Raw genomic sequence first — 23,028 nt, forward strand, 5'->3', positions numbered from 1 at the left:
TTGACCGTCAGTCCTCGCCGTGGTTGGCGATCATCATCGCTTCAAAGGCGAGGCGGTCGGTCTTGCGCATGCGCTCCGAATCCGATTTCAGCTGGCCGCAGGCGGCGAGAATATCGCGTCCGCGTGGCGTACGGATCGGCGAGGCATAGCCGGCCGCATTGATGAAATCGGCAAATTTCTCGATCTGCTCCCAGTCCGAACACTGGTAATTACTGCCAGGCCAGGGATTGAACGGGATAAGGTTGATCTTTGCCGGCACGCCCTTAAGCAGCTGAATGAGCCCCTTGGCATCTTCCAGGCTGTCGTTGACGTCCTTCAGCATCACATATTCGAACGTGATGCGGCGGGCGTTCGACAGGCCGGGATATTTGCGGCAGGCGTCGATCAGGTCCTTCAGCGGATACTTCTTGTTGATCGGCACCAGGATGTCGCGCAGATCGTCGCGCACAGCGTGCAGCGATATCGCCAGCATGACGCCGATTTCGTCACCGGTGCGGAAGATCTCCGGCACCACGCCCGAGGTCGAAAGCGTGATGCGACGACGCGACAGCGACAGGCCGTCACCGTCGGAGGCGATCAGCAGGGCGGTCTTCACGGCCTCGAAATTATAGAGCGGCTCGCCCATGCCCATCATCACCATGTTCGAGACCTTGCGGCCTTCGGCAGGCATGGCGGTACCCACAGGCGTATCGCGATCGGGGAAGTCGCCGAGCCGGTCGCGTGCCAGCAGCAGCTGCGAGAGGATTTCCTCGGCCGTCAGGTTGCGGACCAGCCGCTGGGTGCCGGTGTGGCAGAAGGAACAGGTGAGGGTGCAGCCGACCTGGCTGGAGACGCACAGCGTCCCGCGGCCTTCCTCCGGGATATAGACGGTTTCGATCTCGACCGGTCGTCCTGCACCGCGTGCCGGAAAACGCATCAGCCATTTGCGGGTGCCGTCGTTGGAGACCTGCTCCTCGACGATCTCCGGGCGGGCGATGGTAAAATGCTGCTTCAGCATTTCGCGCATGTCCTTGGCAACGTTGACCATGGCGTCGAAATCAGACACCCCGCGCACATACAGCCAGTTCCACAACTGGCTGACGCGCATCTTGATCTGCTTTTCGGGAACGCCCTTGTCGCGCAGTGCCTGCCCCATCTCCTCGCGCGTCAGGCCGATCAAAGACGGCTTCGGCAGAGCTTCGCCACCGCGCACGACGGGCGCCGAAGCGGGCTTGGCAATGGTCATGGCATCTATCACGGACATGGGATCATCCAAAAGGTTGATGCCTGCCGTGCTTCGAGGAAGCTGCAGGCGCGATCTAGGGTATTGAAATTGAATTCGGTGACGGAAGGGGCGACAGCATCGCAGGCACATCCGCAGTTCGCGGCGGCAATAGCACTAATTTCGTCGCCCGTCATCCCCCTGAAAATGCCAGAGGCCGGCGCAAGGCCAGCCTCCATGATCTTGCACCCGCGCTTTTCACACACGAAAAGCGAAACCCGGCTCAGCCTACTTGCAGCTCTCGATCTGCTTCAGCGAGGCGGAAATGCCAGCCAGCGAGTAGGTGTAGGATGTCCCCGTACCCTTCTTCGACGTCGCGGTGACGGTCAGGGAGTGGCCGGTCTTCATGGCCGAGACCAAAGCCGGCTCCTGTGCGGCGTTCTCGACCCATGCAGCCTTGTCCTTGGTAAACATCACGAACGTCTTGTTGTCGATGGTGACGTTGACCTTGGAGTTTTCCTTCAGCACATAGCCCATCATCGCCTGGGGCTCGTAGGAGATGTTCTGGCCGGGGCGCTGGGTGACGATGAAGAAGTTGTCGCCGTGGTCGATGCCCGTTGCCGGCAGCTTTGCCGTCGGCACCGACAGGACGTAGCACACCTTGCCGGTTCCCGACTGGTAGGAATAGGCACCCCAGGCATCGAACTGCTTGATGCGGGTCGGCGCTGCAGATTGCGTCTGGGCGGCAGCCGCAGGCGCGGCCTTTGGCTTGGTTTTCTGAGCGGATGCGATGCCGGCGGTGGCCAGAACGAGCGTGAGGGCGATTGCGGAGCTTTTTACAAACATGATTTCCTGCCGGTTTCTTGCGATCCAGAGCCCGACGTGAATTTCGTCGGGAGATGCGTATTCACGAGGCGCCTTATTTTGGCGTAATTTCGGTTACCAAACCGTCAATGGGATGGTCGATTGCCTCTTAACTGTGCCGATTCAGTCAAGCGATGATCGATGGATTGTCGAAACTTCTGAAGATAGATGGACCTGATTGGCGAGATCGCCAGCCTTTATAGCGATTTAAGACAGAAAGATTCAGGCAAGAGTTTGACGTTTATAAAATCCGCTGTACCTCATAAACCATTCGGACGACGGTTGCGAGTTGCAAGAGCTGGGGGGCAGGTGGAGGGGAAATGGATGCGAAGGAAAAACAGCGCTTTGCTGTCCTCGCCAGGGCCGTTGCCGAGCGCCGTGACCAGACGGCGTTTTCCCATCTGTACGACTACTTCGCGCCAAGGCTGAAGTCCTGGCTTTTGCGGCAGCGCATGGCCGATGGAGAGGCAGAGGAGCTTGTCCAGGAGGTGATGATCGTCCTCTGGCACAAGGCTGGGCTATACGACCCGGCGCGCTCTTCGCTGTCGACCTGGATTTTCCGTATTGCCCGCAATCGCCGCATCGATATGCAGCGTCGATCAAAAATTCGTGTGCTCGACGATAATGATCCGGGATTGCAGCCAATCGGCGAATTGGCGGCCGACGTCGTCATGGAATACGAAGACCGCGATGCACAGGTGCGCGCTGCAATGGCCGAGTTGCCGCACGAACAGCAGGAACTTCTGCGCGCCGCATTCTTCCTCGGACAATCGCACTCGGAGATCGCTGCCATCACCGGCCTGCCGCTCGGGACTGTCAAGTCGCGCATCAGGCTGGCTTTCGGCAAGCTTAAGAAACGGCTTGAGGCAGTCTAGGTCGCCGTCTGCCTGCGCTCACCTGCTAGGCCGGCTTGCCGGCATCCAGTTCATCCGCCAGCGCCCGGTCGGCGGCATCGTAGTGACTTTCGTTGATATGCCCGCTGACCATGCGAAACGCTGCCGTCAGCACCGCTATATCATCCGTGTAGCCCACGACTGCCATGAAATCCGGAATGATATCGAAGGGCATCACGAAATAGGCAAGCGCTGCCAGCAAGATGCCTCGCACGCGCGCAGGCGTTTGCGGATCGAGAGCGCAGTAAAAGGCAGCCACCATGTCGCGCGCAAACGGGACGTAGCGGATTGCCTTGCGAAGCGCCGGCCAGAATTTGCGGCGCACGGTCTTCTCCCGGCTTTGACGGGTATCGTCATCGCCAGGAAGAAGAATTTCGCCGAACTTGATATCTTGCATTGCTAGAAAATCCTGTGGGACCCTTGAGGCACACATATGGAAGCGGCCGCTCGAGCAATCAACCGATACGGCCGGCCGCAGCCTTGTCCATCGCTTTCGCCATGCGAAAATCCTGCTCCGTCAATCCGCCGGCATCATGGGTGGTCAGCGTCACCTCGACCTTCGAGTAGACGTTGAACCATTCGGGATGATGATCGAACTTTTCCGCCGCAAGCGCGCTTTCCGTCATGAAACCGAAGGCTTCGCGAAAGTTGGCAAATTTGAAGCTTCTGGTGATCGATTTCGCGTCCCCCGCAAGCGTCCAGCCTTCTAGGCCGGTCATCTTTTCTTCTATGGCCGTCGCTTCAAGTTTGTCGTATTTCATGTCGGTGGCCCTCGTTTGAACAGTCGAAAGTTCGTATGCATCGCTTCAAGATCCTCTTCGTCTGCATGGGCAACATCTGTCGCTCGCCGCTCGCCGAAGGAATTTTCAAACATATGGCAATAAACGCCGGACGCGCCGCAGAGTTCGATATCGACTCGGCCGGCACGGGCGGATGGCATCAGGGCAACCCGCCCGATCCGCGCTCGATCGCTGTTGCCGCTGCGCACGGCATCGATATCGCGGCCCAGCGCGCACGCCGCATCGCAGCTGCCGACTTCGATCATTTCGACCTGATCCTGGCGCTTGATCGTGACAATTTAAGGGTTCTCGAAAAGATGGCGAGTGGCGCAAACGCGGCCAAGCTGCATCTCTTCAATCGGTATGCGCTGGAAACCGGCGAAGACATCCCGGATCCCTACTACGGCGGCCGGGATGATTTTGACCGTGCCTACAGCATGCTCTTGACCGGCTGCAAGGCCTTGCTGGAAACCGCCGGGAAAGTTCGCACCTCGTGAAGCGGAAAAATCTCTTCCGTCAGATACGGACCGCCGCCCACCGATTCCCGAGACGATAGCAGCACAAAGCGTGACGCCGTGAACAGCGATGTCTGGAAATTGCCGCGGCCGGAGAGATAGTGCGCGACATCGTCCAGACGGGACGATTTCAACCGGGCCAGCGTAACGTGCGGCATGAATTTCCGGGGATCCGCCGACAGGCCGACCCGCTGGCAGATCCGCTCGATCTCGCCCTGCAGGGCATACATTTCGGGGTTGGGCGTGACCCCGGCCCAGACGGAATGCGGTTTCTTGGAGCCGAAGGCACCGATGCCATCTAGCTTGATCTGGAATTCGGGCCTTTCGATCCGGTCCAGGCGCTCGACGATTTCATCGGCGGTCCGGCCGTCGACGTCCCCGATAAAGCGCAAGGTGATGTGGTAGTTCTCTACGTCAATCCACCGGGCGCCCGGTAGACCACCGCGCAACAACGACAGGCTCATCGCCGCGTTACGGGGAATTTCGAGGGCGGTAAACAGTCTCGGCATGGCGAGATCCCCGAATCTTTTGCAGATACATGCAGCGAATCACGCAATCAAATGCGGCGCAAGTGTCTATTTCTGCACCGCAGCGATCGTCCCAATGAAACTTGTCACCTGTGGCATAATCCGCTGTACCATGACATCGACCCCTTCAGGATTGGGATGCATGCCATCCTGCAGTTGCAACTTTGCCTGAGCGGCAACGCCGTCAAGGAAGAATGGGTACAACGGCAACTGGTACTTGTCGGCCAGCCGCTTGTAGATCGGGTTGAAACGGGCGGCGTAATCCCCACCCATATTCGGCGGCGCTAGCATGCCTGCCAGAAGAACGGGAATTTTGCGTTCCTTCAGCTTGGCGATGATCGCATCGAGGTTCTTCTCGCTCTCCTCCGGTGCAATGCCACGCAGCGCATCGTTGGCGCCGAGTTCGAGAATGACGCCATCGGTACCGTCTGGCACCGACCAGTCTGTCCGCGCCAACCCGCCGGAGGTCGTGTCGCCGGACACACCGGCATCGGAAACCGCGACATCGAGCCCCTTGGCTTTCAACGCGGCCTCGAGCTTTGCCGGAAAACCGTCGCCCGGTGGCAGCATGTAACCGGCCATCAGGCTGTCGCCGAGACCGACCAGCTGGATGGTTCTTGCGGCCGCCGGACCGCAGAGGCCGAACACAAGGGCAGCGGCAATGACGACGAATTGAAACCCGGCAACTTTAAAACGCATGATCGATTCCCTAGATTGCCTGCATTGGGCGCGCAGCAGCGGCCCGTCTTCGCTTATATAGGGCAGTTCTCATTGGCTAAAACAATCATCGAGCTGAAGAAGGCGGATTTGACGCTGGGCAACGCCGCCGCGTCGGTGCATGTGCTGAAAGGCATCGACCTGACCATTTTCGAAGGCGAATCCGTCGGCATCGTCGGTCCTTCCGGATCAGGCAAATCGACGCTGCTGATGGTTCTGGCCGGGCTGGAGAGCCTCGACAGCGGCGAAATCATCATTCGCGACACCCCGCTGCATGCGCTCAGCGAAGACAAGGTCGCCGATTTTCGCGGCCGCAACATCGGCATTGTCTTTCAGTCCTTCCACCTGATCGCCAACATGACGGCGCTGGAAAATGTCGCGGTGCCGCTGGAACTGGCCAATGTGCGGGATGCCTTCGACATCGCCCGCCGGGAGCTCCAGTCCGTCGGGCTGGGCGAACGTCTCACCCATTATCCCGGCCAGCTCTCGGGCGGCGAACAGCAGCGGGTGGCGATTGCCCGCGCGCTTGCCCCCTCGCCGGCCCTGATCATCGCCGACGAACCGACCGGCAACCTCGACACCGATACCGGCCGGCAGATCGCCGACTTGTTGTTTGCAAAGAAGGCCGAGCGCGGCACGACCCTGTTGCTGGTCACCCACGACAACGCGCTGGCGGCCCGCTGCTCGCGCCAGATCCGCGTCCGCTCCGGCGCAATCGACAGCGACAACACGAAGACGTCCGACCAGCAGGCGATTTTCGCATGACGCTCGGCGGCGCCCGCCTTTCACTCGCCTTCCGTCTGGCGCTGCGCGAACTGCGTGGCGGCTTGCGCGGGTTTTATATCTTCCTCGCCTGTATCGCGCTCGGCACCGGCGCCATCGCCGCCGTCAATTCCGTTTCGCGCTCGATCACCGATGCTATCGCAACGCAGGGCCAGACGCTGCTGGCCGGCGACGTGCGCTTCGAAATCAACAATCGCGAGGCAACGCCAGAAGAGATGTCCTATCTCAAAGGCCTCGGCACGCTTTCTGCGTCGACCGGTGTGCGATCGATGGCGCGCCTGCCGGATGGTACCGACCAGTCACTGGTCGAGGTCAAGGCCGTCGATCAGGCCTATCCGCTTTATGGCAAATTCGAAGCTGATCCGGATCAGCCGCTTTCGACGCTTCTGGCGGAAAAGGACGGCACCTATGGCGCGCTGGTAGCGCCCCTGCTGCTCGATCGCCTCAACCTGAAAATCGGCAGCGAACTGCTGCTGGGCAGCGCCAAGCTGCGAATTTCAGGCACGATCAAGAACGAACCCGACGCGATTTCCGAGGGCTTCGCCTTTGCGCCGAGATTGCTCACCAGCGCCGATGCCCTGACAGCCTCCGGCCTGGTGCAGAACGGCAGCCTCGTCGAGCATGGCTACAAGATCCGCATGGCAGACCCTGCCAATGGACTGAAAGGCATTGCAGACCGTGCCAACAAGGCCTTTCCGCAAGCCGGCTGGTCGATCCGCACCAGCGACAAGGCAGCACCGTCGCTGGCCGACAACATCACCCGCTTCTCGCAATTCCTCACCCTCGTCGGCCTGACGGCGCTGATCGTCGGCGGCGTCGGGGTGGCCAATGCCGTGCGCGCCTTTCTCGACAGCAAGCGCACGACCATCGCAACCTTCAAATGCCTCGGCGCTCCCGCCTCCGTCGTGGTGATGATCTATCTGATCCAGATCGCCCTGATCGCGCTCGCCGGCATTCTTGTCGGCCTTGTGATCGGCGCGATAGCCCCGATTTTCGCGTCTCAGTTCATGGCGCAGTTCCTGCCGGTCTCGACAGCGCCGACCCTCTACCCGGGTGCGCTGACGCTGGCCGCGCTGTTCGGCCTCCTGACCACGCTCGCCTTCGCGATCCTGCCGCTCGGCCACGCCCGCGAAGTGCCGGCGACGGCGCTGTTCCGCGAGCAGGGCTTCGAGACCCGCAAGCTGCCGTCCTGGCCCTATCTCCTCGGCGCAGCGCTATTGCTCGCAGCCCTCTCCGCGCTTGCCGTCTTTACCGCCTATGACCGCTTTATCGCCATCGTCTTCATCGTGGCCATCGCGGTGGCCTTCGCAGTCCTGCGGCTGGTCGCCTGGGGCCTGGCATGGCTCGCAAAGCGCAGTCCGCGCGTCAATTCGCCGGCACTGCGGCTTGCTATCGGCAACATCCACCGGCCGGGCGCGCTGACCGCATCCGTCGTGTTGTCTCTCGGCCTCGGCCTGGCACTGCTGGTGACCTTGACGCTGATCGACAGCAACATGCGGCGCGAACTGACCGGCCACATGGCAGACAGGGCGCCGAACTTCTTCTTCGTCGATATCCAGGGCAGCGAACTCGATGGCTTCAAGACGCTGGTCTCAGCGCAGGCGCCAAAGGGCAAACTGACCGAGGTGCCGATGCTGCGCGGCCGCATCACCGCCTTCAACGGCGAGGACGTTACCAAGCGGCAGGTCCCGCCGGCCGGCCAATGGGTGCTGCGCGGCGACCGAGGCATCACCTATGCCGAAACGCCGCCGGAAAATGCCGCCATCACCGAAGGCAAGTGGTGGGACAGGGGATATACCGGCGAACCGCTGGTGTCGTTCTCGCAGGAGGAAGGCAAGGCGCTGGGCTTGAAGCTCGGAGACAGCGTCACCGTCAATGTGCTCGGGCGCAACATGACGGCCAAGATCGCCAACTTCCGCAAGGTGGAATGGCAATCGCTGTCGATCAATTTCGTCATGATCTTCACCCCGAACACCTTCAAGGGCGCGCCACACGCCTGGCTGGCGACGCTGACAGACCCGTCCGCGACGGCCGAGCAGGAGGCGACGATCCTGCGAACCGTGACCAATGCCTATCCGACTATCACCAGCGTCCGCGTCAAGGATGCGCTCGACATGATCAACTCCCTCGTGGCCCAGCTGGCGACAGCCATCCGTGCCGCCGCCTCGATCGCGCTGATCGCCTCGGTGCTGGTGCTGGCCGGTGCGCTTGCCGCCGGCAACAGGGCCCGCACCCACGATGCCGTGGTGCTGAAGACGCTGGGGGCGACCCGCGCCATGCTGATCCGCGCCTTCACCTACGAATACCTCATCCTCGGCGTGGCAACGGCGATCTTTGCGCTCGCTGCCGGCTCGGTCGCGGCGTGGTACATCGTCAGCCGGATCATGCATTTGCCGTCAAGCTTCCTGCCGGACGTCGCCTTTTCGACAATTGTCATCGCTCTGGTGCTGACGGTCGGCATCGGCCTCATCGGCACGTGGCGCATTCTAGGCCAGAAAGCAGCACCCGTGCTGCGCGAACTCTAGGGTCCGCCATTAACCCAGGCGGCCAAAAGCCCCGAGGTTACATCGATTTAACCCGATTGCAGATCGTTGGCTCTTGTACGCGCGCCTCGAAAGCCTCATATTCTCGTCAGGCATGCTGGAGCTCCGCAGCGGCGCCCGGGACTGAAGTGCCCGACACCGTCATCCACTCGGAGCTTGAAAGAGGAAAACATGGCTGACTTTCGTAATTTCCCCAACCGGGCAACCGGCGCGCAATCGGGCGCAGTGATCGACGAGGGCCTTCGCAGCTACATGCTGAAGGTCTATAACCTGATGGCACTGGGTCTGGTGCTGACGGGCGTCGCCGCCTACGCCCTGATCGCACTCACCACGACCACTGATCCGACACAGGCAGCGGCCAATTTCCACGGCGTCATGCTGACCAGCGCCGGCGTTGCCGTCTACGGCTCGCCGCTGAAGTGGGTCATCATGCTGGCGCCCCTGGCTGCCGTGTTCTTCCTGAGCTTCCGCATCAACAACATGAGCGTGTCCGCTGCTCGGACGACATTCATGGTCTATGCGGGCCTGGTCGGATTGTCGCTGTCGTCGATCTTCCTGGTCTATACGACTGGTAGCGTCGTCCAGACGTTCTTCATCACGGCTGCCGCCTTCGGTGCGCTTTCGCTCTACGGCTACACGACTAAGCGCAGCCTGTCGGCGATGGGTTCGTTCCTGATGATGGGCCTGTTCGGCATCATCATCGCCTCGGTCGTCAACATCTTCATGCAGTCCTCGGCCCTGCAGTTTGCCATCTCGGCAATCGGCGTCCTGGTCTTCGCCGGCCTCACGGCCTACGATACCCAGCGGATCAAGGAACTGTACTTCGAAGCAGACGACGACGTCGTTGCCGGCCGCAAGGCCATCATGGGCGCCCTGACCCTGTACCTCGACTTCATCAACCTGTTCATGTTCCTGCTGCAGTTCATGGGCAACCGGAAGTAAGGCTCAGGCGCCAGGCTCCGAGAAGTCTTTTGAGACGAGAAATCGACCATACGGGGGCATCGCTGCCCCCGTTTCTGTATTGTTTTTCAGTTCGATGACCGCTGAGATAGATCTTGCCAGCGGTCGTCACGCGGTGATGGTCATCACCAGCCAGTCTCGATCGGTGATCTCTGCCAGCATTGCCTGCGCATCGGCAAGGGCATGGCTCTCCTTTAAAAGTGACCACGCAGCCAGGGTCTGGTCGTCGGCGTGTGGCGGGATGCCTCTAGCCAAGTGATCGAGGCGTTTCTTCAGCGCCTGTCCGATGCGTCCCGGCGTCCAGCCACCGGTGTCGCGGTAGCCGCCTTGATCGAGCTTCACGGCCGGCGCAGCGTAGCTTTCCAGCATCGCTTCAACCGGATTTCCCCTGAGAAGGAAGCTGATGTCCTCCGACGACCAACCCAGCAGGGGCAGCTGCGTCTCCAGCAGGTGATGGTTGGCATCGTTGCTGGCGCTAAGGCCGGGAATGGGAACGAAGGCACCGGCCAGTGTAGCTAGGGCAGCGAGCCCCGGGCTTATGAACTGTGGCTGCATCCACGACGAAACAACTCCCTCTTGATGGAGGCGGAACGCCGATCGCAGATCTTCGCGCTCTGCCAGCGAGCCATACGCGCCCAGCGCCAAGGTCGAAAGCTCTCGGTAGTCGCGCCGGCTCCACGCGGCCAGCAAAGTTGAAACCTTCTGGTCGAATTCGGCCGTAGCCGGGCAACGAAAGGCGTGATGAAGGATTGCCATGCGGGACTCCCATTGGGAAGCCGCCAGGCAAGGTTGCCCAGCGGCGAAACACTTTTACCGGAAGAACTCAAATCTACCGGGAAACCTTCAGCGCACGCAATTTTGCTGCGAGCCGTTGATGACCGTTACGCCGAAATTATTGGCATTGAAGGCGAGATTATGAAAGCCCAAGGCCGCGACCCTGGAGGCTGTATTATTTGAGGGAGGAGGCTGTGGCACCATGTTTACCATTTCGCCCTTGCCGATGTTCCAATGGCCTGGCGGCACATTGTCGAAAACAATTCTCCATGGAAAAGGCAGAGGATTGTTCGGACCGCCGATGGCAACGCTCACATCGCCGACGATATCCTGGGCATTTTGCAGCGGGTGAGCAACGGTATTGGCAAGATGGACTTTAACAAAGCATTCATATCGGGGCAAAAGTTGCTGCGCCTCCACGTCGCTAGCGGCGTAAAAAAACGACAGGTTCGGGTTGACGCCGCTGACACCGAAGCTCGCCAGGCTCCAGTCCACGGTGCCATTCGCGGCGGCATGTACCGTATGATAGACGTCATAGGCCTGGGCATGGTTCGCGAGACCGATGGTGGTGAAAGAGGCAAGCATCGCTGCCAACAGGCTGTGACGCAGTTTGTCGATTTTCATTGGACTTTCCTTTTCACAATAAGGGAGTGGTCGCTCGTCGCACCATGCGCAGAGCGTTGCCGGAAATGCAGAAGCGGTGACGGGTCACCGCAATGTTTGGGGGGCTAGGCAGAGCGTGCTTGGGACGCTCCGAAGTCTGTCAAAGAAGGCCGTTGCCATCTCAGGATCTGCGGCAGGTTGCCCGCAGAGGTCCAGCACGGCAGCAACAGGGCCGCCGTGCCGAAGATCAGGCTGTGGTGATCAGGTTGTTCAGGCCGAGCGTGGCCGTCCGCGATGTCAGCGCGCCGCCGTACGTCACCTCGACCGCCGAGCTGATGTCCTCGATGTCCATGACGTCGCCCGTCGTGTAGTTGCCGAAGATCACCCAGTAGTTTGGATGCGGCGTGAAGACGGCCGTCATGTTCGGAGCCGCCTGGACGGCGTGGGTCCCGGATCCCGCCATGCCGATGCCGACTGACGTGTAGTTGGGCTGGACGTTGGACAGCTGCTGGATCGTCAGGGAGCCGATTGCACCCGTACCGGCGGGATTGGCAAAGGTGGTGGCCCCGAAACCGTCTTGCGTCAGCTGCACGACGTTCTGCCCGTTCGGATCTGCTGCGACATTCTGTGTTGCGGCAAAGTTGATGCCCGGCTGCAGCAGGCCAGTCTCCGACCAGACGAAGCTGTAGTCGAGACCCCAGGTAAAGGTGACTTTGCTGGACACGGCCGTTGGCCGGGCGAACCAGGCCAGCGAAAAGATGTTACCGGGAATGGTCATCGGTGGTGGCTTCTGGAAGACCGCAAAGCTGCCGGACATCTGCGAGTTATTGATGCATGTCAGAGAGTAAGTCGTCATTGTCGTCGCCTTTCGTTTCGGGAAGATCCCCTGTGATCAAGAGGCCGGCACCGCCCAGGGGAGGATGCGGTGCCGGCCCGCCTCGCCGCTCAAGTCGTGCGGAGCATGGAGACGGCGAGGATGCCCGGCTCGGTGGCGGAAGCCGGGCAATCGGAAATTGCAGCTAGCCGAGCTGGACGATCTCGTCGGTCACTCCGACAGAGATCTCTGCGGTTGCGAGCAGGCCGCTGCTCGATGTCCCCGGCTGGAACGTCACCTGCCTCGGCTGGCTGACATCGGAGACAGGCGGTGGCGGCAGCTGAAAGGCAGTACCGAACGACACCGTTGCAACGAGAGACATGTCAGGCGTCAGGGTGAGTACTGCTTGGCCCATCGCTGGCCGAACCAGAATCGATCCTGGACCCACCACCAGGCCGAGCTTTGTGCCAGGCGGGACCTGGGCGGTGAACGACACCTGAATGCTGTCTGCTGGGCCGCCGGCTGCGGGGGTGATCGTGAAAGCGCCGGCCGCCCAGTCGACGACCACGGTGTCGCCCAGCGCAACTGCGGTGCTAGGCTCGGTGACGCGGCTAGCTCCGGCCGTGACGGCAAACAACGACAGCGCACCGTTACCGCCTTGCCATGTCATCGTTGTGGATTGCCCTTTGCTCGTCGCATCGGAGACCAGAGCGACAAGGGTCTGGGCTTTGGCGTCCAGATTTGTCAGTATCGGTGGATAGACGTTGAAATAATTCTGCCCCGGAAGGCTGGAGTCGTTGGTGGCCTTCAGCTCGAAGGTGGTGCCGGCGCCCGCTTGTGCATCGATCGACATTGTATCGTTTCCTGTCGCTATTCGTTTGAGAACAATTGAATTGCTTCGGCTTTCTCTTTTGTTGCTGTGGATACTAGCGATCCTCTCCTGGTTGTCCTTGGATGCCCGTCCCGCAAACTTGGACAGGCGTCCCAAATCACGGACCGCGTCAGCCCGTGCCGAGCATGAGAAGCCAATCGGAGAAGGAGGGGACGGGACCCGGCGGGAACTTCAGGCCCTTCAAACTGCTGTCGCCGGCGCGCGCCGCCGCCCTGATGTCGCGCGGCGATTGCCCGAAGGTCTGCCGAAACAGCCGGCTGAAATGCGCCTCGTCGGAAAAACCCATTTCGTAGGAGATGTCGGCGATCCTGGCATCTGCGCGTCGTGGGTCGGCAAGCGCCTGCAATGAGCGCCGTAATCGCCGGCCACGGATGTAGGTGTCGACACCGCCGCTCGCCTCGAACTGCCGATAGAGCTGACTGCGGGATACGCCGATCTCGCGCGCCAGCCGCGAGGCAGTCAGGTCTGCCCGGTCGATATTCTCCTCGATATGACGGCGCAGCCGCCGGCCGAGATCGCCTCTCGTTGTTACCGCTGAAACCACGGGAACGGTCCCCAGGCACCAGCCGAGCAGGTCGGGAAAGCAGGCACCGAGGGCATTGACCTCAAGCGCGCTGAAATAAAGGGAGGCGTTGGAGAGGCTTTCGAGGATACCCCGCAGGAAAATAGCCATTGCGGTGTCGCCCTGGAAAACGCGGCATGGCATTGGCGAAAGGGACGCCACGGCACTGGGCAAACCGGCGCGCGGAACGATCAGATGCAGCGCGTCGGCCGCCACCATGGCAAAACGCATCGGCGAGGAAAGATCGACGACCGTAACGTCTCCCGGCCGCAACCGCCTCGCCTTGCCGCCGACAGCGATCCCTCCGCTCAACACCGAGGAGACAACGACATGGTCCAGATCGTCTGAACAGACCCGCTGATGGTCACGAAGAAAGCGCCCGCTGCCCGCAAAGCTGCGGCAAAGCAGGAACGTCCCGAAATGCTGGACAACAAGATCGGCCTTGAACCCGCTAGGGGTAATTTGCTGGGTCTGCGTGGCTTCGAACAACGTCGCGAGGACTGCACGCCAGGCGGCAAAGGGCGCATCGTTATCAGCCGTGGAAAAGCGAAAGCCGGCGACCTCACCTCGCCCTTGGGCATCGGACAGCGGTTCTGATGTTGGCGCCACGGCCTGATTCCAAGGGATCATAGATCGTAGGATTACAATCCTACTTGATGGATATCAAGGGTAGCATTTTAAATAAATGCAATTCAGGGTAATTGGCATAATACCGTCAACTGCTGAGGTGCCAGTCCGGGCTTCATTCCAGGGGAGCGCAACTTCTTCTAAAAAAATATAGATTCAGCATTGGTTCAGCGGATTGCGCCGAGCTCCGGACAACACTTCGACAAAAAATAGTTCAATCAGCGCGAACGAGCTCGAAAATAGGATTTAGATCCTGCCATACGAATGATTGGCTCTCCGCCGGGAAAGCATGAAAAAAGACTGTGGCCGCCGAAACTCTTTGTCCTGCCCCGACGTACCCACACCTGCGGTAGAAACATCCACGGAGTTACGTATTGAAAATAGGCATTTTCCTTTTGAGCATTTCCACGGTGATGTGTTGGGGACTGGCGTTTTACATGGTCTATCGCACGCATTAGCTACGAAAAATTGGAGGGTATCCGGCAGAGTGCAGCAGCACCGCCGCACTGGCCCTTCGCTCCAGATCGCTACTACAGATAGCAGAACCCCCCTCGGAGCGACTACTTCTCGACCAGTTTCAACGTCTTGTCGAAAATCTTCAGCACCTGGCGCAGATCGTGCCCGCGCTTCAAGATCATACCGTTTGTGTTGATGACGGCGTAGGCACCCTGCTTGGCGGCAAGCTTCGGGTCCTTCTCGATGCGAAACAGCGGCAACTCGCCGGAGCGTTTGAAAACCGAGAAGATCGCCTTTTCCTTGGTGTGGTCTATGGCATAGTCGCGCCACTCGTTCTCGCCCACCATTCGACCGTAGATCCACAGTATAGCATCCAGCTCCCGCCTGTGAAACGTCACTGGCAGGATATCCTTGCTCTGTTTATATTGAGTAATATCGACGACAACGGAAGAGTTGCTATCGACGCTGTTGCTTTGGCCGCGTCGCAAATCCGGCTGATCAGTCATCAATTCCTCGAAGCCTCCGCCCATGACAGCAGGGTGACAGTGTCGCCCCGCCGCAATAAAATTGCAAGATGCCGCGCATCCGGATTTGCGCCGGTGCAGATTTCACCGGGCATCCAGCCTGGAAGACATTTGCGATAGCGAAGATTTGACGCCTCTAGTCGTCGGCACCCACAGTCATGACGGTGGCCCCGATGATGGCTGCCGGATCTCCCGTGGCCGTCGAAGACTGCAGCATGATGGCAAGCCCCTTGCGGCCGGCCTTGTCCATAACGTTCGCAGGCAATGTTAGGTGCATCGGCTTGCCCTCCCACATGCCCACAGTCTCGACGTCCGAAACGCTGTGCATGTAGGCGATCTGCTGGCCGGTATTTTCACCCTTGGTGACGTCGACGCGCTGTTCCCGGTCGAAATAGGCGACTACCACGTTGGCCTTGCCCATGCCTGCCGCGATGTCGATTTCCAGTTCGTCGCCCTTCATCGCGGCGCTGACCGGAACGGTCAGTCCCTGTCCGGCACGCGAAAGATCATCCAGCTTGACGTTGATAGCCCCGAGATCGGCGCCGTTCAGATGATCCCGGCCATTCAGCACGGCCTGCGGCGTGTAGACGCTGCTGCGGCCGAGTGTCCGCGCATAGGCATATTGCCGGGCGGTATTGTCCTTCGACGACATGGTGTCGTTCCAGCCGAGATAGTTCCAGTAGTCGACGTGATAGGCCAGCGCCACGACATTGCCCTGCTCGATCAGTTGCTTGAGCGCGGCGTCCGCCGGCGGACAGGAGGCGCAGCCCTGCGAGGTGAAGAGCTCGACGACGCCCTTCAGCTTGCCCAAGTCCTGCGCATGCGCCGCGCCCGTCAACGCGACACCGGCCAGCAGGGATATCAGGAACCGAACGGACATGGGGCAACACCTCTTTCAGACCTTGTTAGCCAAAATCCTCGGCCTGCATCAAGCCTGACAAATCTGAAGCAAGAGATAATGGCTCGCAGCAGCCGCGCAAAGTCACGAACGGGTGAGGCAACGCGGCAACAGCGGACAACGATACACTTCACCGTGAAAGAACAACGCCGCCGGAGATTTCTCTCCGGCGGCGCCTGTCTGTGGCCTGTATTGTCTATCAGGCAGCGAGATCGCGCAGAACCGTCTGCAGGATGCCGCCATTGTTGAGATAGACCACCTCGTCGAGCGTATCGACGCGGCTGATGAGCGGCACATTCTTCACCGTGCCATCGCCGTAAGTGATGACGGCGGTCTTCTTTTCGCGCGGCTTGATGTTCTCGAGGCCTTCGATGGTGACGGTCTCGTCACCCTTCAGTGCCAGCGAGGCCCAGGTCGTGCCTTCCTCGAAGACGAACGGGATGACGCCCATGCCGACCAGGTTGGAGCGGTGGATACGCTCGAACGACTGGGCGATGACGGCCTTGACGCCGAGCAGGTTGGTTCCCTTGGCAGCCCAGTCACGCGACGAGCCGTTGCCGTATTCGACACCGGCAAAGATGACCAGCGGCACGCCTTCGGCCTTGTACTGCATGGCCGCGTCGTAGATCGATTCCTCTTCCTTGGACGGGTAGTGGATGGTGTAGCCACCTTCCTTGCCGTTCGGGCCGAGCATGTGGTTGCGGATGCGGATGTTGGCGAAGGTGCCGCGCATCATCACTTCGTGGTTGCCGCGACGCGTGCCGTACTGATTGAAGTCGGCAACGCCGACATGGTGCTCCAGCAGGTAAGCGCCCGCCGGCGACGCTGCCTTGATCGAGCCGGCCGGCGAGATGTGGTCGGTGGTGATCTTGTCGCCGAACAGGCCAAGAACGCGAGCGCCCTTGATATCGGAGATGCCGGAGCCGCTCTTGCCTATTCCCACGAAGTAGGGAGGGTTCTGGACGTAAGTGGAATCGTCGTCCCAGGCATAGGTCTGGCCCGGAGGAACCTGCACGGCCTGCCAGTTGACATCGCCCTTGAACACGTCGGCATACTTGCTTTCGTAGAGTTCACGGGTGACGTATTTCAGGATGAATTCCTGGATCTCGTGCGAGGTTGGCCAGATGTCCTTGAGGAACACCGGGTTGCCATCCTTGTCTTCGCCGAGCGGTTCACTGGTCAGGTCGATCTGCACCGAGCCCGCCAGCGCGTAGGCGACGACCAGCGGCGGCGATGCGAGGTAGTTCGCCTGCACATCGGGCGACACGCGACCTTCGAAATTGCGGTTGCCGGAAAGAACGCCAGCTGCAATCAGGCCCTTGTCGTTGATTGTCTTGGAAACCGGCGCCGGCAGCGGGCCGGAATTGCCAATGCAGGTGGTGCAGCCGAAGCCGACGAGATTGAAGCCGAGCGTGTCGAGATCGGTCTGCAGGCCGGACTTCGACAGGTATTCGGCAACGACCTGGCTACCGGGTGCCAGCGATGTCTTTACCCAGGGCTTTGACTTCAGGCCCTTGGCAACGGCGTTGCGGGCGAGCAGGCCGGCGGCGATCAGCACCGACGGGTTGGACGTGTTGGTGCAGGAGGTGATCGCGGCAATTGCCACGTCGCCGTGGCCGAGGTCGTAGTCCGTACCCTCGACAGCATAGCGCATGTCGATCTGGCCCGGCTTCTTGTAGTCGGCTTCGAGAGCAGCAGCGAAACCGGCGGCGATGCTTTCCAGCGGCACGCGGCCTTCGGGACGCTTCGGCCCGGCCATGGCAGGCACGACGTCGCCGAGATCGAGTTCCAGCGTGTCGGTGAAGACAATCTCGGACCCGTCATTGTCGCGCCACATGCCTTGCGCCTTCGAATAGGCTTCGACGAGCGCGATCCGGTCGGTGGTGCGGCCGGACATGGTGAGATAGTTGATGGTTTCGCTGTCGACCGGGAAGAAGCCGCAGGTCGCACCGTATTCCGGGCCCATGTTGCCAATGGTGGCACGGTCGGCAAGCGACATGTTGTCGAGACCGGCGCCGAAGAATTCGACGAACTTCGACACGACGCCCTTCTTGCGCAGCATCTGCACGACCATCAGCACGAGGTCGGTCGCGGTGCAGCCTTCCTTGAGCTTGCCGGTCAGCTTGAAGCCGATGACTTCGGGCAGCAGCATGGAAACAGGCTGGCCGAGCATGGCGGCTTCGGCTTCGATGCCGCCGACGCCCCAGCCGAGAACGCCAAGACCGTTGATCATCGTCGTGTGGCTATCGGTACCGACGCAGGTGTCGGGGTAAGCCACCGTTTCCCCATCCTCTTCCTTCGTCCAGACAGTCTGGCCGAGATATTCGAGGTTCACCTGATGACAGATACCCGTGCCCGGAGGAACGACGCGGAAATTCTTGAAGGCCTGCTGGCCCCACTTGAGGAAGCGATAGCGTTCGCCGTTGCGCTCGTATTCGAGTTCGACGTTGCGCGCGAGTGCCGTCGGCGTGCCGAATTCGTCGACGATGACGGAGTGGTCGATGACCAGGTCGACGGGAACCAGCGGGTTGATCTTTTCCGGATCGCCACCCAGCGCCACCATGGCATCGCGCATGGCGGCGAGATCGACCACGGCGGGAACGCCGGTGAAGTCCTGCATCAGCACGCGGGCCGGACGGTATGCGATTTCGCTTTCAGCGGTGCCCTTGTCGATGAGCCAGGCGGCAACGCTTTCGATGTCCTTTTTGACAACCGAGCGGCCGTCTTCGTTGCGCAGCAGGTTTTCCAGGACGACCTTCATGGAATAAGGCAGCTTGGAAATACCGGAAAGGCCGTTTGCCTCAGCCTTGGGCAGGCTGTAGTAAACATAATCCTTTCCGTTCACGCTGAGCGTGGAACGGCAATTGAAACTGTCGAGAGATTTAGACACGAGAGACCCCGTTTCTGATAGCCAACACAGTCGTGTGGACGCCTATGCACGTAATGCACATCAGGATGCGGGTACGGCCATTTCCGCTGTCCGCACGTGAGGTTGCCTTGAGACAACCGCAAGTTCGGCGCTAGGATGAAGTTCACGCCGACCGCTGGCGTGGTTGCAGGTCTTATAGATAATTTCCAAAAAACTTGCCATAGCAGGCAAGCCCAAAATCGGACAATTTTTTGCACATGCGTCATGCCAACCGGGAAAGCCTCCGCCAATGCATCTGAGTGCCGAAAACCTGGCTGCCAGGCGGGGCGAAGATCTGATTTTCGTTAACATTTCCTTTCACTTGCGAGCCGGCGAGGCCCTGATATTAACCGGCCCGAACGGCTCCGGAAAATCGACCCTCCTGGGTGTTGTCGCCGGTCTTCTGGCGGCCGAAAAGGGCAGGATCGTCTGCGTCGACGGGGCAGGAGAATCGGAGCGTCCGGTGGGCGAGGTCAGCCACTATTTCGGCCACCGCAACGCGATGAAAAACGAGCTTACCGTCGCCGAGAACCTGTCCTTCTGGCGCACGTTCCTCGGGTCTGACGGCGGGGTGTCCGTGGAGGAAGCAGCCGAGGCCGTCGGCCTTGCCGCCATCCTGCACCTGCCCTTCGGCTACCTCTCCGCCGGCCAGCAGCGCCGGATGGCCTTCGCCAAGCTGCTCGTCGCCCACCGCCCGGTCTGGATCCTCGACGAACCCACGGCAGCCCTCGACGCCAACGCCGACCTCCTGTTTGCCGACCTGATCACCAAGCACCAGCAGCGCGGCGGCATTGTCCTCGCAGCCACCCACCAGCCCCTCGGACTGGATAACACCCGCGAACTGGCGATGACCGGATTTGTCGGTGTGGATGAGGGAGTATGGGGTTGATGGTTCCAAGTTTGCCGCTGCCAAGCCATCCCGATGTTCACGCGCCACCTCCACAACAAGAGCGGGGTCACCGGACACGTACAAGTACCCCTGCCTTACCCTCTCCCCTCTTCCCTCATTCCTGTGCCCGTCACAGGAATCCAGCCACGGCGCGTCTGCGCCGTGAGACGACTCACTGTTGCTCGGCAAAGAGGCTTTCGCCCAAGGACTTGGGCGACTGGATTCCTGTGACAAGCACAGGAATGAGGGAGGTGGATGCAGCGCCCTCCCGAAACACTGGTCGCAATACACAAGCCAATCGGACTGGGCATCGCATGCGGGCCGGCGATGACAGGTTTTGCGGCCTTCGACGAGGAGTCATGCGATTGATCGCCGGGATTCTGGTGCTCCCGACCGCCCTCCCTGACGGTGCGGCCTCTCCCCTACAAGGGCAGGCCCACAATATCTCCCTCATTCCCAACCCCCTCTTCCCTCATTCCTGTGCTTGTCACAGGAATCCAGCTACGGCGCGTCTGCGCCGTGAGACGACTCACTGTTGCTCGGCAAAGAGGCTTTCGCCCAAGGACTTGGGCGACTGGATTCCTGTGACAAGCACAGGAATGAGGGAGGTGGATGCAGCGCCCTCCCGAAACACTGGTCGCAATGCACAAGCCAATCGGGCTGGGCATCGCATGCGGTCCGGTGATGACAGGTTTTGCTGCTTCCGGAGAGGAGTCATGCGATTGATCGCTTGGCCCCTACCACTCCCAACCCCACACTCTGACCGTGCGACCTCTCTCCCACACGTGCAGGCCCACAATATGTCCCTCATTCCCAACCCCCTCTTCCCTCATTCCTGTGCTCGTCACAGGAATCCAGCCACGGCGCGTCTGCGCCGTGAGACGACTCACCGCTGTTCGGCAAAGAATTTTCCGCCCAAAGACTTGGGCGACGGGATTACTGTGACTAGCACAGGAATGAGGGAGGTGGATGCCTTGCCCTCCGAAGCTTGCAACTGCCCTCGCCATGTCGGAGGCAAACGATGATTGCGCTCTTTCTTCGCGACCTCAAGCTTTCCGTTCGCTCTGGCGGCGGTGCGCTGATCGGGGTGCTGTTCTTTCTGACCGTCGTTGCCGTAATCCCCTTCGGTGTCGGGCCGGACCTGAAACTGCTTGCCCGCATCGGACCGGCCATCGTCTGGATCGGCGCGCTGCTGTCGGCGCTGCTCGGCCTCGACCGGTTGTTCCAGGCGGAGCGCGATGACGGCTCGCTCGATCTGCTGTTGATGCAGGAAACGCCGCTGGTGCTGACCGTGCTCGTCAAATGCGCGGCCCACTGGACGGCCACCGGGCTGCCGCTGGTGATCGCCTCGCCGCTGCTGGGGCTGTTCATGAACATGAGCGAGACGGCGATCGGCGCCACCATGCTGACGTTACTGGTCGGCTCGCCGGCCATCACGCTGATCGGCGCGGTCGGGGCGGCCGTTGCCGTTGCCCTGCCGCGCGGCGGATTGCTGGTGTCGATCCTGATCCTGCCGCTGGCTATCCCGGTGCTGATCTTCGGTGTTTCGGCCACCTATGCCGCCGTCGAAGGCCCGGCGCCGTTCCTGCCGCCCTTCCTGATCCTCATCGCCCTGACGCTGTTCTTCGCAGTCCTCGGACCGGCCGCAGCAGCCCTGGCTCTCAGGAGCACGCCGGATTGATCGCCTTGCCAGCAGCGTTTGAATTGCAGGCTTCACAATATCGCGCTAAGGAAAATCGATGAGCGAAGTCAGCCCGACACTGAGCCGGTTTTCCGATCTGGCCAACCCGACCCGGTTTCTGGCGCTGGCAAGCCGCGTCATTCCCTGGCTGGCTGCGCTGACGGCGATGCTCTCGGTCATCGGAATATACCTCTGTTTCTCGACGGATGCGGACTACCAGCAGGGCGACACCGTGCGCATCATGTACATCCACGTGCCGGCCGCCTGGCTGTCGATGATGTGCTATACGGTGATGAGCGTGGCTGCCATCGGCACGCTGGTCTGGCGCCATCCGCTGGCCGATGTTGCTGCCAAGGCCGCAGCCCCGCTCGGTGCCGCCTTCACCCTGCTGGCGCTGGTGACCGGTTCGCTCTGGGGCAAGCCGATGTGGGGCACCTACTGGGTCTGGGATGCCCGCCTGACCTCCGTCTTCATCCTGTTCCTGATGTATCTCGGCCTGATCGCGCTCAATCGCGCCATCGACGATCCCTCGCGCGGTGCGCGGGTGAGCGCAGTGCTGATCCTCGTAGGCTTCGTCAACATCCCGATCATCAAGTTTTCTGTAGAATGGTGGAACACGCTGCACCAGTCGGAAAGCATCGTGCGGCTGGACGGCCCGACCATCGCGCCGGAATTTCTTTGGCCGCTGTTCGTCATGGCGCTGGCCTTTACGCTACTATTCTTCACGCTGCACCTGATGGCGATCCGCAATGAGATCTGGCGCCGCCGCATAGCCGCCCAGCGCCGCCTTGCCGCCCGCATGGCAAGCCGGGAGGGCTGAGCCGATGGACCACGCCTTCTACGTCTATGGCTCCTACGGCTTTGCCGCACTGACCGTGATCGCACTCATTGGCTGGACCTGGATCGACGGTCGCCTGCGTCGCCGCGAACTGGCGGCGCTGGAAGCCTCCGGCATCCGCCGGCGCTCGCAGCGCAACAAGGAAGTCACATCCTGATGGCCGAAAGCACCGATCAGGACCCGGCGCCAAAGTCGCGCGGTATCGGCCGCTATGCCGCAGCCCTGCTGCCGCTGTTGGTGTTCGGGGTGATTGCCGGCACGGCTGGCAAAATGCTCTACGACCAGGATTTTCACGGCAAGGACATCGCCACGATTCCCTCGGCCCTGATTGGCCGGAAAGCGCCGTCGCTGGCGCTGCCGCCACTCGATGGCGCCAATCTGCCGGCGCTGACGGATGCGGCGATCAAGGGCAAGCTGACGCTGGTCAACGTCTTTGCATCCTGGTGCATTCCCTGCCGCGAGGAACATCCGCTGCTGAAGGAACTGGCGAAAGACGGGCGGCTGAATGTGGTTGCCATCAACTACAAGGACCAGCCGGAGAATGCCTTGCGCTTCCTCGGCGAACTCGGCAATCCGTTCAAGGCCATCGGCATCGATCCGAAGGGCGCAGCCGCAATCGACTGGGGCGTCTACGGCATCCCCGAATCCTATCTCGTCGCCCCCGACGGCACCATCGTCTACAAACGCGTCGGCCCGTTCGATACTCTCAGCCTCAGGGAAGGCCTGTACCCGGCGATCGACAAGGCCCTGGGACACGGTTCGTAGCATCATACGCTTGCT

The 23,028-nt window shown here is 60.9% G+C and carries 24 protein-coding genes; 10 read left to right on the forward strand and 14 right to left on the reverse strand.

Annotated elements, in window-relative coordinates; genetic code table 11:
- Positions 1-7: 7 nt before the first annotated feature.
- Both rlmN and PR018_RS14540 read right to left on the reverse strand, forming a co-directional pair.
- On the reverse strand, positions 8-1,243 hold the full coding sequence (gene rlmN / locus PR018_RS14535) for a dual-specificity RNA methyltransferase RlmN (RefSeq protein WP_142824681.1): 1,236 nt from the start codon (positions 1,241-1,243) through the stop codon (positions 8-10).
- A gap of 246 nt (positions 1,244-1,489) precedes the next feature.
- Positions 1,490-2,047, reverse strand: a complete 558-nt coding sequence (locus PR018_RS14540) for an invasion associated locus B family protein (protein ID WP_142824680.1) — start codon at positions 2,045-2,047, stop codon at positions 1,490-1,492.
- Between the two features lie 338 nt (positions 2,048-2,385).
- Here PR018_RS14540 and PR018_RS14545 point away from each other — a divergent pair, with 338 nt between their 5' ends.
- Complete coding sequence (locus PR018_RS14545) at positions 2,386-2,940, forward strand: sigma-70 family RNA polymerase sigma factor (RefSeq protein WP_142824679.1); 555 nt, start codon at positions 2,386-2,388, stop codon at positions 2,938-2,940.
- A 25-nt stretch (positions 2,941-2,965) separates the two neighbouring features.
- Here PR018_RS14545 and PR018_RS14550 read toward each other — a convergent pair whose 3' ends face one another.
- Positions 2,966-3,355: a YkvA family protein gene (locus tag PR018_RS14550; RefSeq protein WP_142824678.1), complete on the reverse strand. Its 390-nt coding sequence runs from the start codon at positions 3,353-3,355 to the stop codon at positions 2,966-2,968.
- A 58-nt stretch (positions 3,356-3,413) separates the two neighbouring features.
- Positions 3,414-3,719, reverse strand: coding sequence for a 4a-hydroxytetrahydrobiopterin dehydratase (locus tag PR018_RS14555; RefSeq protein ID WP_142824677.1), 306 nt, complete (start codon positions 3,717-3,719; stop codon positions 3,414-3,416).
- Between the two features lie 35 nt (positions 3,720-3,754).
- Here PR018_RS14555 and PR018_RS14560 point away from each other — a divergent pair, with 35 nt between their 5' ends.
- Positions 3,755-4,234, forward strand: coding sequence for a low molecular weight protein-tyrosine-phosphatase (locus tag PR018_RS14560; RefSeq protein WP_142828779.1), 480 nt, complete (start codon positions 3,755-3,757; stop codon positions 4,232-4,234).
- Here the strand turns inward: PR018_RS14560 and thpR are convergent.
- Positions 4,168-4,761 (reverse strand): RNA 2',3'-cyclic phosphodiesterase, encoded by a 594-nt coding sequence (gene thpR, locus PR018_RS14565; protein ID WP_142824675.1) that lies wholly within the window; start codon positions 4,759-4,761, stop codon positions 4,168-4,170. The genes PR018_RS14560 and thpR overlap by 67 nt on opposite strands.
- A gap of 66 nt (positions 4,762-4,827) precedes the next feature.
- Positions 4,828-5,478, reverse strand: a complete 651-nt coding sequence (locus tag PR018_RS14570; protein WP_111219682.1) for an arylesterase — start codon at positions 5,476-5,478, stop codon at positions 4,828-4,830.
- A 72-nt stretch (positions 5,479-5,550) separates the two neighbouring features.
- Between PR018_RS14570 and PR018_RS14575 the strand changes: the two genes are divergently transcribed.
- The 3 genes from PR018_RS14575 (at position 5,551) to PR018_RS14585 (ending at position 9,764) form a co-directional block, all read left to right on the forward strand.
- Positions 5,551-6,261 carry an ABC transporter ATP-binding protein gene (locus tag PR018_RS14575; protein WP_142824674.1) on the forward strand — a complete coding sequence of 237 codons (711 nt, stop codon included), beginning with the start codon at positions 5,551-5,553 and terminating at the stop codon, positions 6,259-6,261.
- Positions 6,258-8,804 (forward strand): ABC transporter permease, encoded by a 2,547-nt coding sequence (locus PR018_RS14580; protein ID WP_142824673.1) that lies wholly within the window; start codon positions 6,258-6,260, stop codon positions 8,802-8,804. The genes PR018_RS14575 and PR018_RS14580 overlap by 4 nt, the downstream gene beginning before the upstream one ends.
- A gap of 189 nt (positions 8,805-8,993) precedes the next feature.
- Entirely contained in the window at positions 8,994-9,764 is a 771-nt protein-coding gene (locus tag PR018_RS14585; protein ID WP_142824672.1) for a Bax inhibitor-1/YccA family protein, read from the forward strand.
- Between the two features lie 126 nt (positions 9,765-9,890).
- Here the strand turns inward: PR018_RS14585 and PR018_RS14590 are convergent, their stop codons facing one another.
- The 8 genes from PR018_RS14590 to acnA form a co-directional block, all read right to left on the reverse strand.
- Positions 9,891-10,538 (reverse strand): hypothetical protein, encoded by a 648-nt coding sequence (locus PR018_RS14590; RefSeq protein ID WP_142824671.1) that lies wholly within the window; start codon positions 10,536-10,538, stop codon positions 9,891-9,893.
- 87 nt (positions 10,539-10,625) lie between these two features.
- Positions 10,626-11,180 (reverse strand): hypothetical protein, encoded by a 555-nt coding sequence (locus PR018_RS14595; protein ID WP_142824670.1) that lies wholly within the window; start codon positions 11,178-11,180, stop codon positions 10,626-10,628.
- Positions 11,181-11,406: 226 nt separating this feature from the next.
- Positions 11,407-12,015 (reverse strand): hypothetical protein, encoded by a 609-nt coding sequence (locus tag PR018_RS14600; RefSeq protein ID WP_142824669.1) that lies wholly within the window; start codon positions 12,013-12,015, stop codon positions 11,407-11,409.
- Positions 12,016-12,178: 163 nt separating this feature from the next.
- Positions 12,179-12,826, reverse strand: coding sequence for a hypothetical protein (locus tag PR018_RS14605; RefSeq protein WP_142824668.1), 648 nt, complete (start codon positions 12,824-12,826; stop codon positions 12,179-12,181).
- Positions 12,827-12,974: 148 nt separating this feature from the next.
- Positions 12,975-14,036 (reverse strand): helix-turn-helix domain-containing protein, encoded by a 1,062-nt coding sequence (locus tag PR018_RS14610; RefSeq protein WP_161990915.1) that lies wholly within the window; start codon positions 14,034-14,036, stop codon positions 12,975-12,977.
- A 578-nt stretch (positions 14,037-14,614) separates the two neighbouring features.
- Entirely contained in the window at positions 14,615-15,016 is a 402-nt protein-coding gene (locus tag PR018_RS14615; RefSeq protein ID WP_142824666.1) for a DUF2794 domain-containing protein, read from the reverse strand.
- Positions 15,017-15,170: 154 nt separating this feature from the next.
- Entirely contained in the window at positions 15,171-15,914 is a 744-nt protein-coding gene (locus PR018_RS14620; protein WP_142824665.1) for a DUF1223 domain-containing protein, read from the reverse strand.
- Between the two features lie 217 nt (positions 15,915-16,131).
- Complete coding sequence (gene acnA / locus PR018_RS14625; protein WP_142824664.1) at positions 16,132-18,822, reverse strand: aconitate hydratase AcnA; 2,691 nt, start codon at positions 18,820-18,822, stop codon at positions 16,132-16,134.
- Between the two features lie 268 nt (positions 18,823-19,090).
- On the opposite strand from acnA, the gene ccmA reads away from it, so the two are divergent.
- The 5 genes from ccmA (at position 19,091) to PR018_RS14650 (ending at position 23,013) form a co-directional block, all read left to right on the forward strand.
- Positions 19,091-19,729: a heme ABC exporter ATP-binding protein CcmA gene (ccmA, locus tag PR018_RS14630; RefSeq protein ID WP_142824663.1), complete on the forward strand. Its 639-nt coding sequence runs from the start codon at positions 19,091-19,093 to the stop codon at positions 19,727-19,729.
- A gap of 1,021 nt (positions 19,730-20,750) precedes the next feature.
- The gene (gene ccmB, locus PR018_RS14635; protein ID WP_111219658.1) at positions 20,751-21,410 is read left to right on the forward strand and encodes a heme exporter protein CcmB; all 660 of its coding nucleotides are present in this window, start codon (positions 20,751-20,753) and stop codon (positions 21,408-21,410) included.
- Positions 21,411-21,468: 58 nt separating this feature from the next.
- Positions 21,469-22,230, forward strand: a complete 762-nt coding sequence (locus tag PR018_RS14640) for a heme ABC transporter permease (RefSeq protein WP_142824662.1) — start codon at positions 21,469-21,471, stop codon at positions 22,228-22,230.
- A 4-nt stretch (positions 22,231-22,234) separates the two neighbouring features.
- On the forward strand, positions 22,235-22,405 hold the full coding sequence (gene ccmD / locus PR018_RS14645) for a heme exporter protein CcmD (RefSeq protein WP_142824661.1): 171 nt from the start codon (positions 22,235-22,237) through the stop codon (positions 22,403-22,405).
- Entirely contained in the window at positions 22,405-23,013 is a 609-nt protein-coding gene (locus PR018_RS14650; RefSeq protein ID WP_142824660.1) for a DsbE family thiol:disulfide interchange protein, read from the forward strand. Before ccmD ends, PR018_RS14650 begins: the two co-directional genes overlap by 1 nt.
- Positions 23,014-23,028: the final 15 nt, after the last annotated feature.

This window comes from Rhizobium rhododendri (assembly GCF_007000325.2).
Taxonomy (GTDB): Bacteria; Pseudomonadota; Alphaproteobacteria; order Rhizobiales; family Rhizobiaceae; genus Rhizobium; species Rhizobium rhododendri.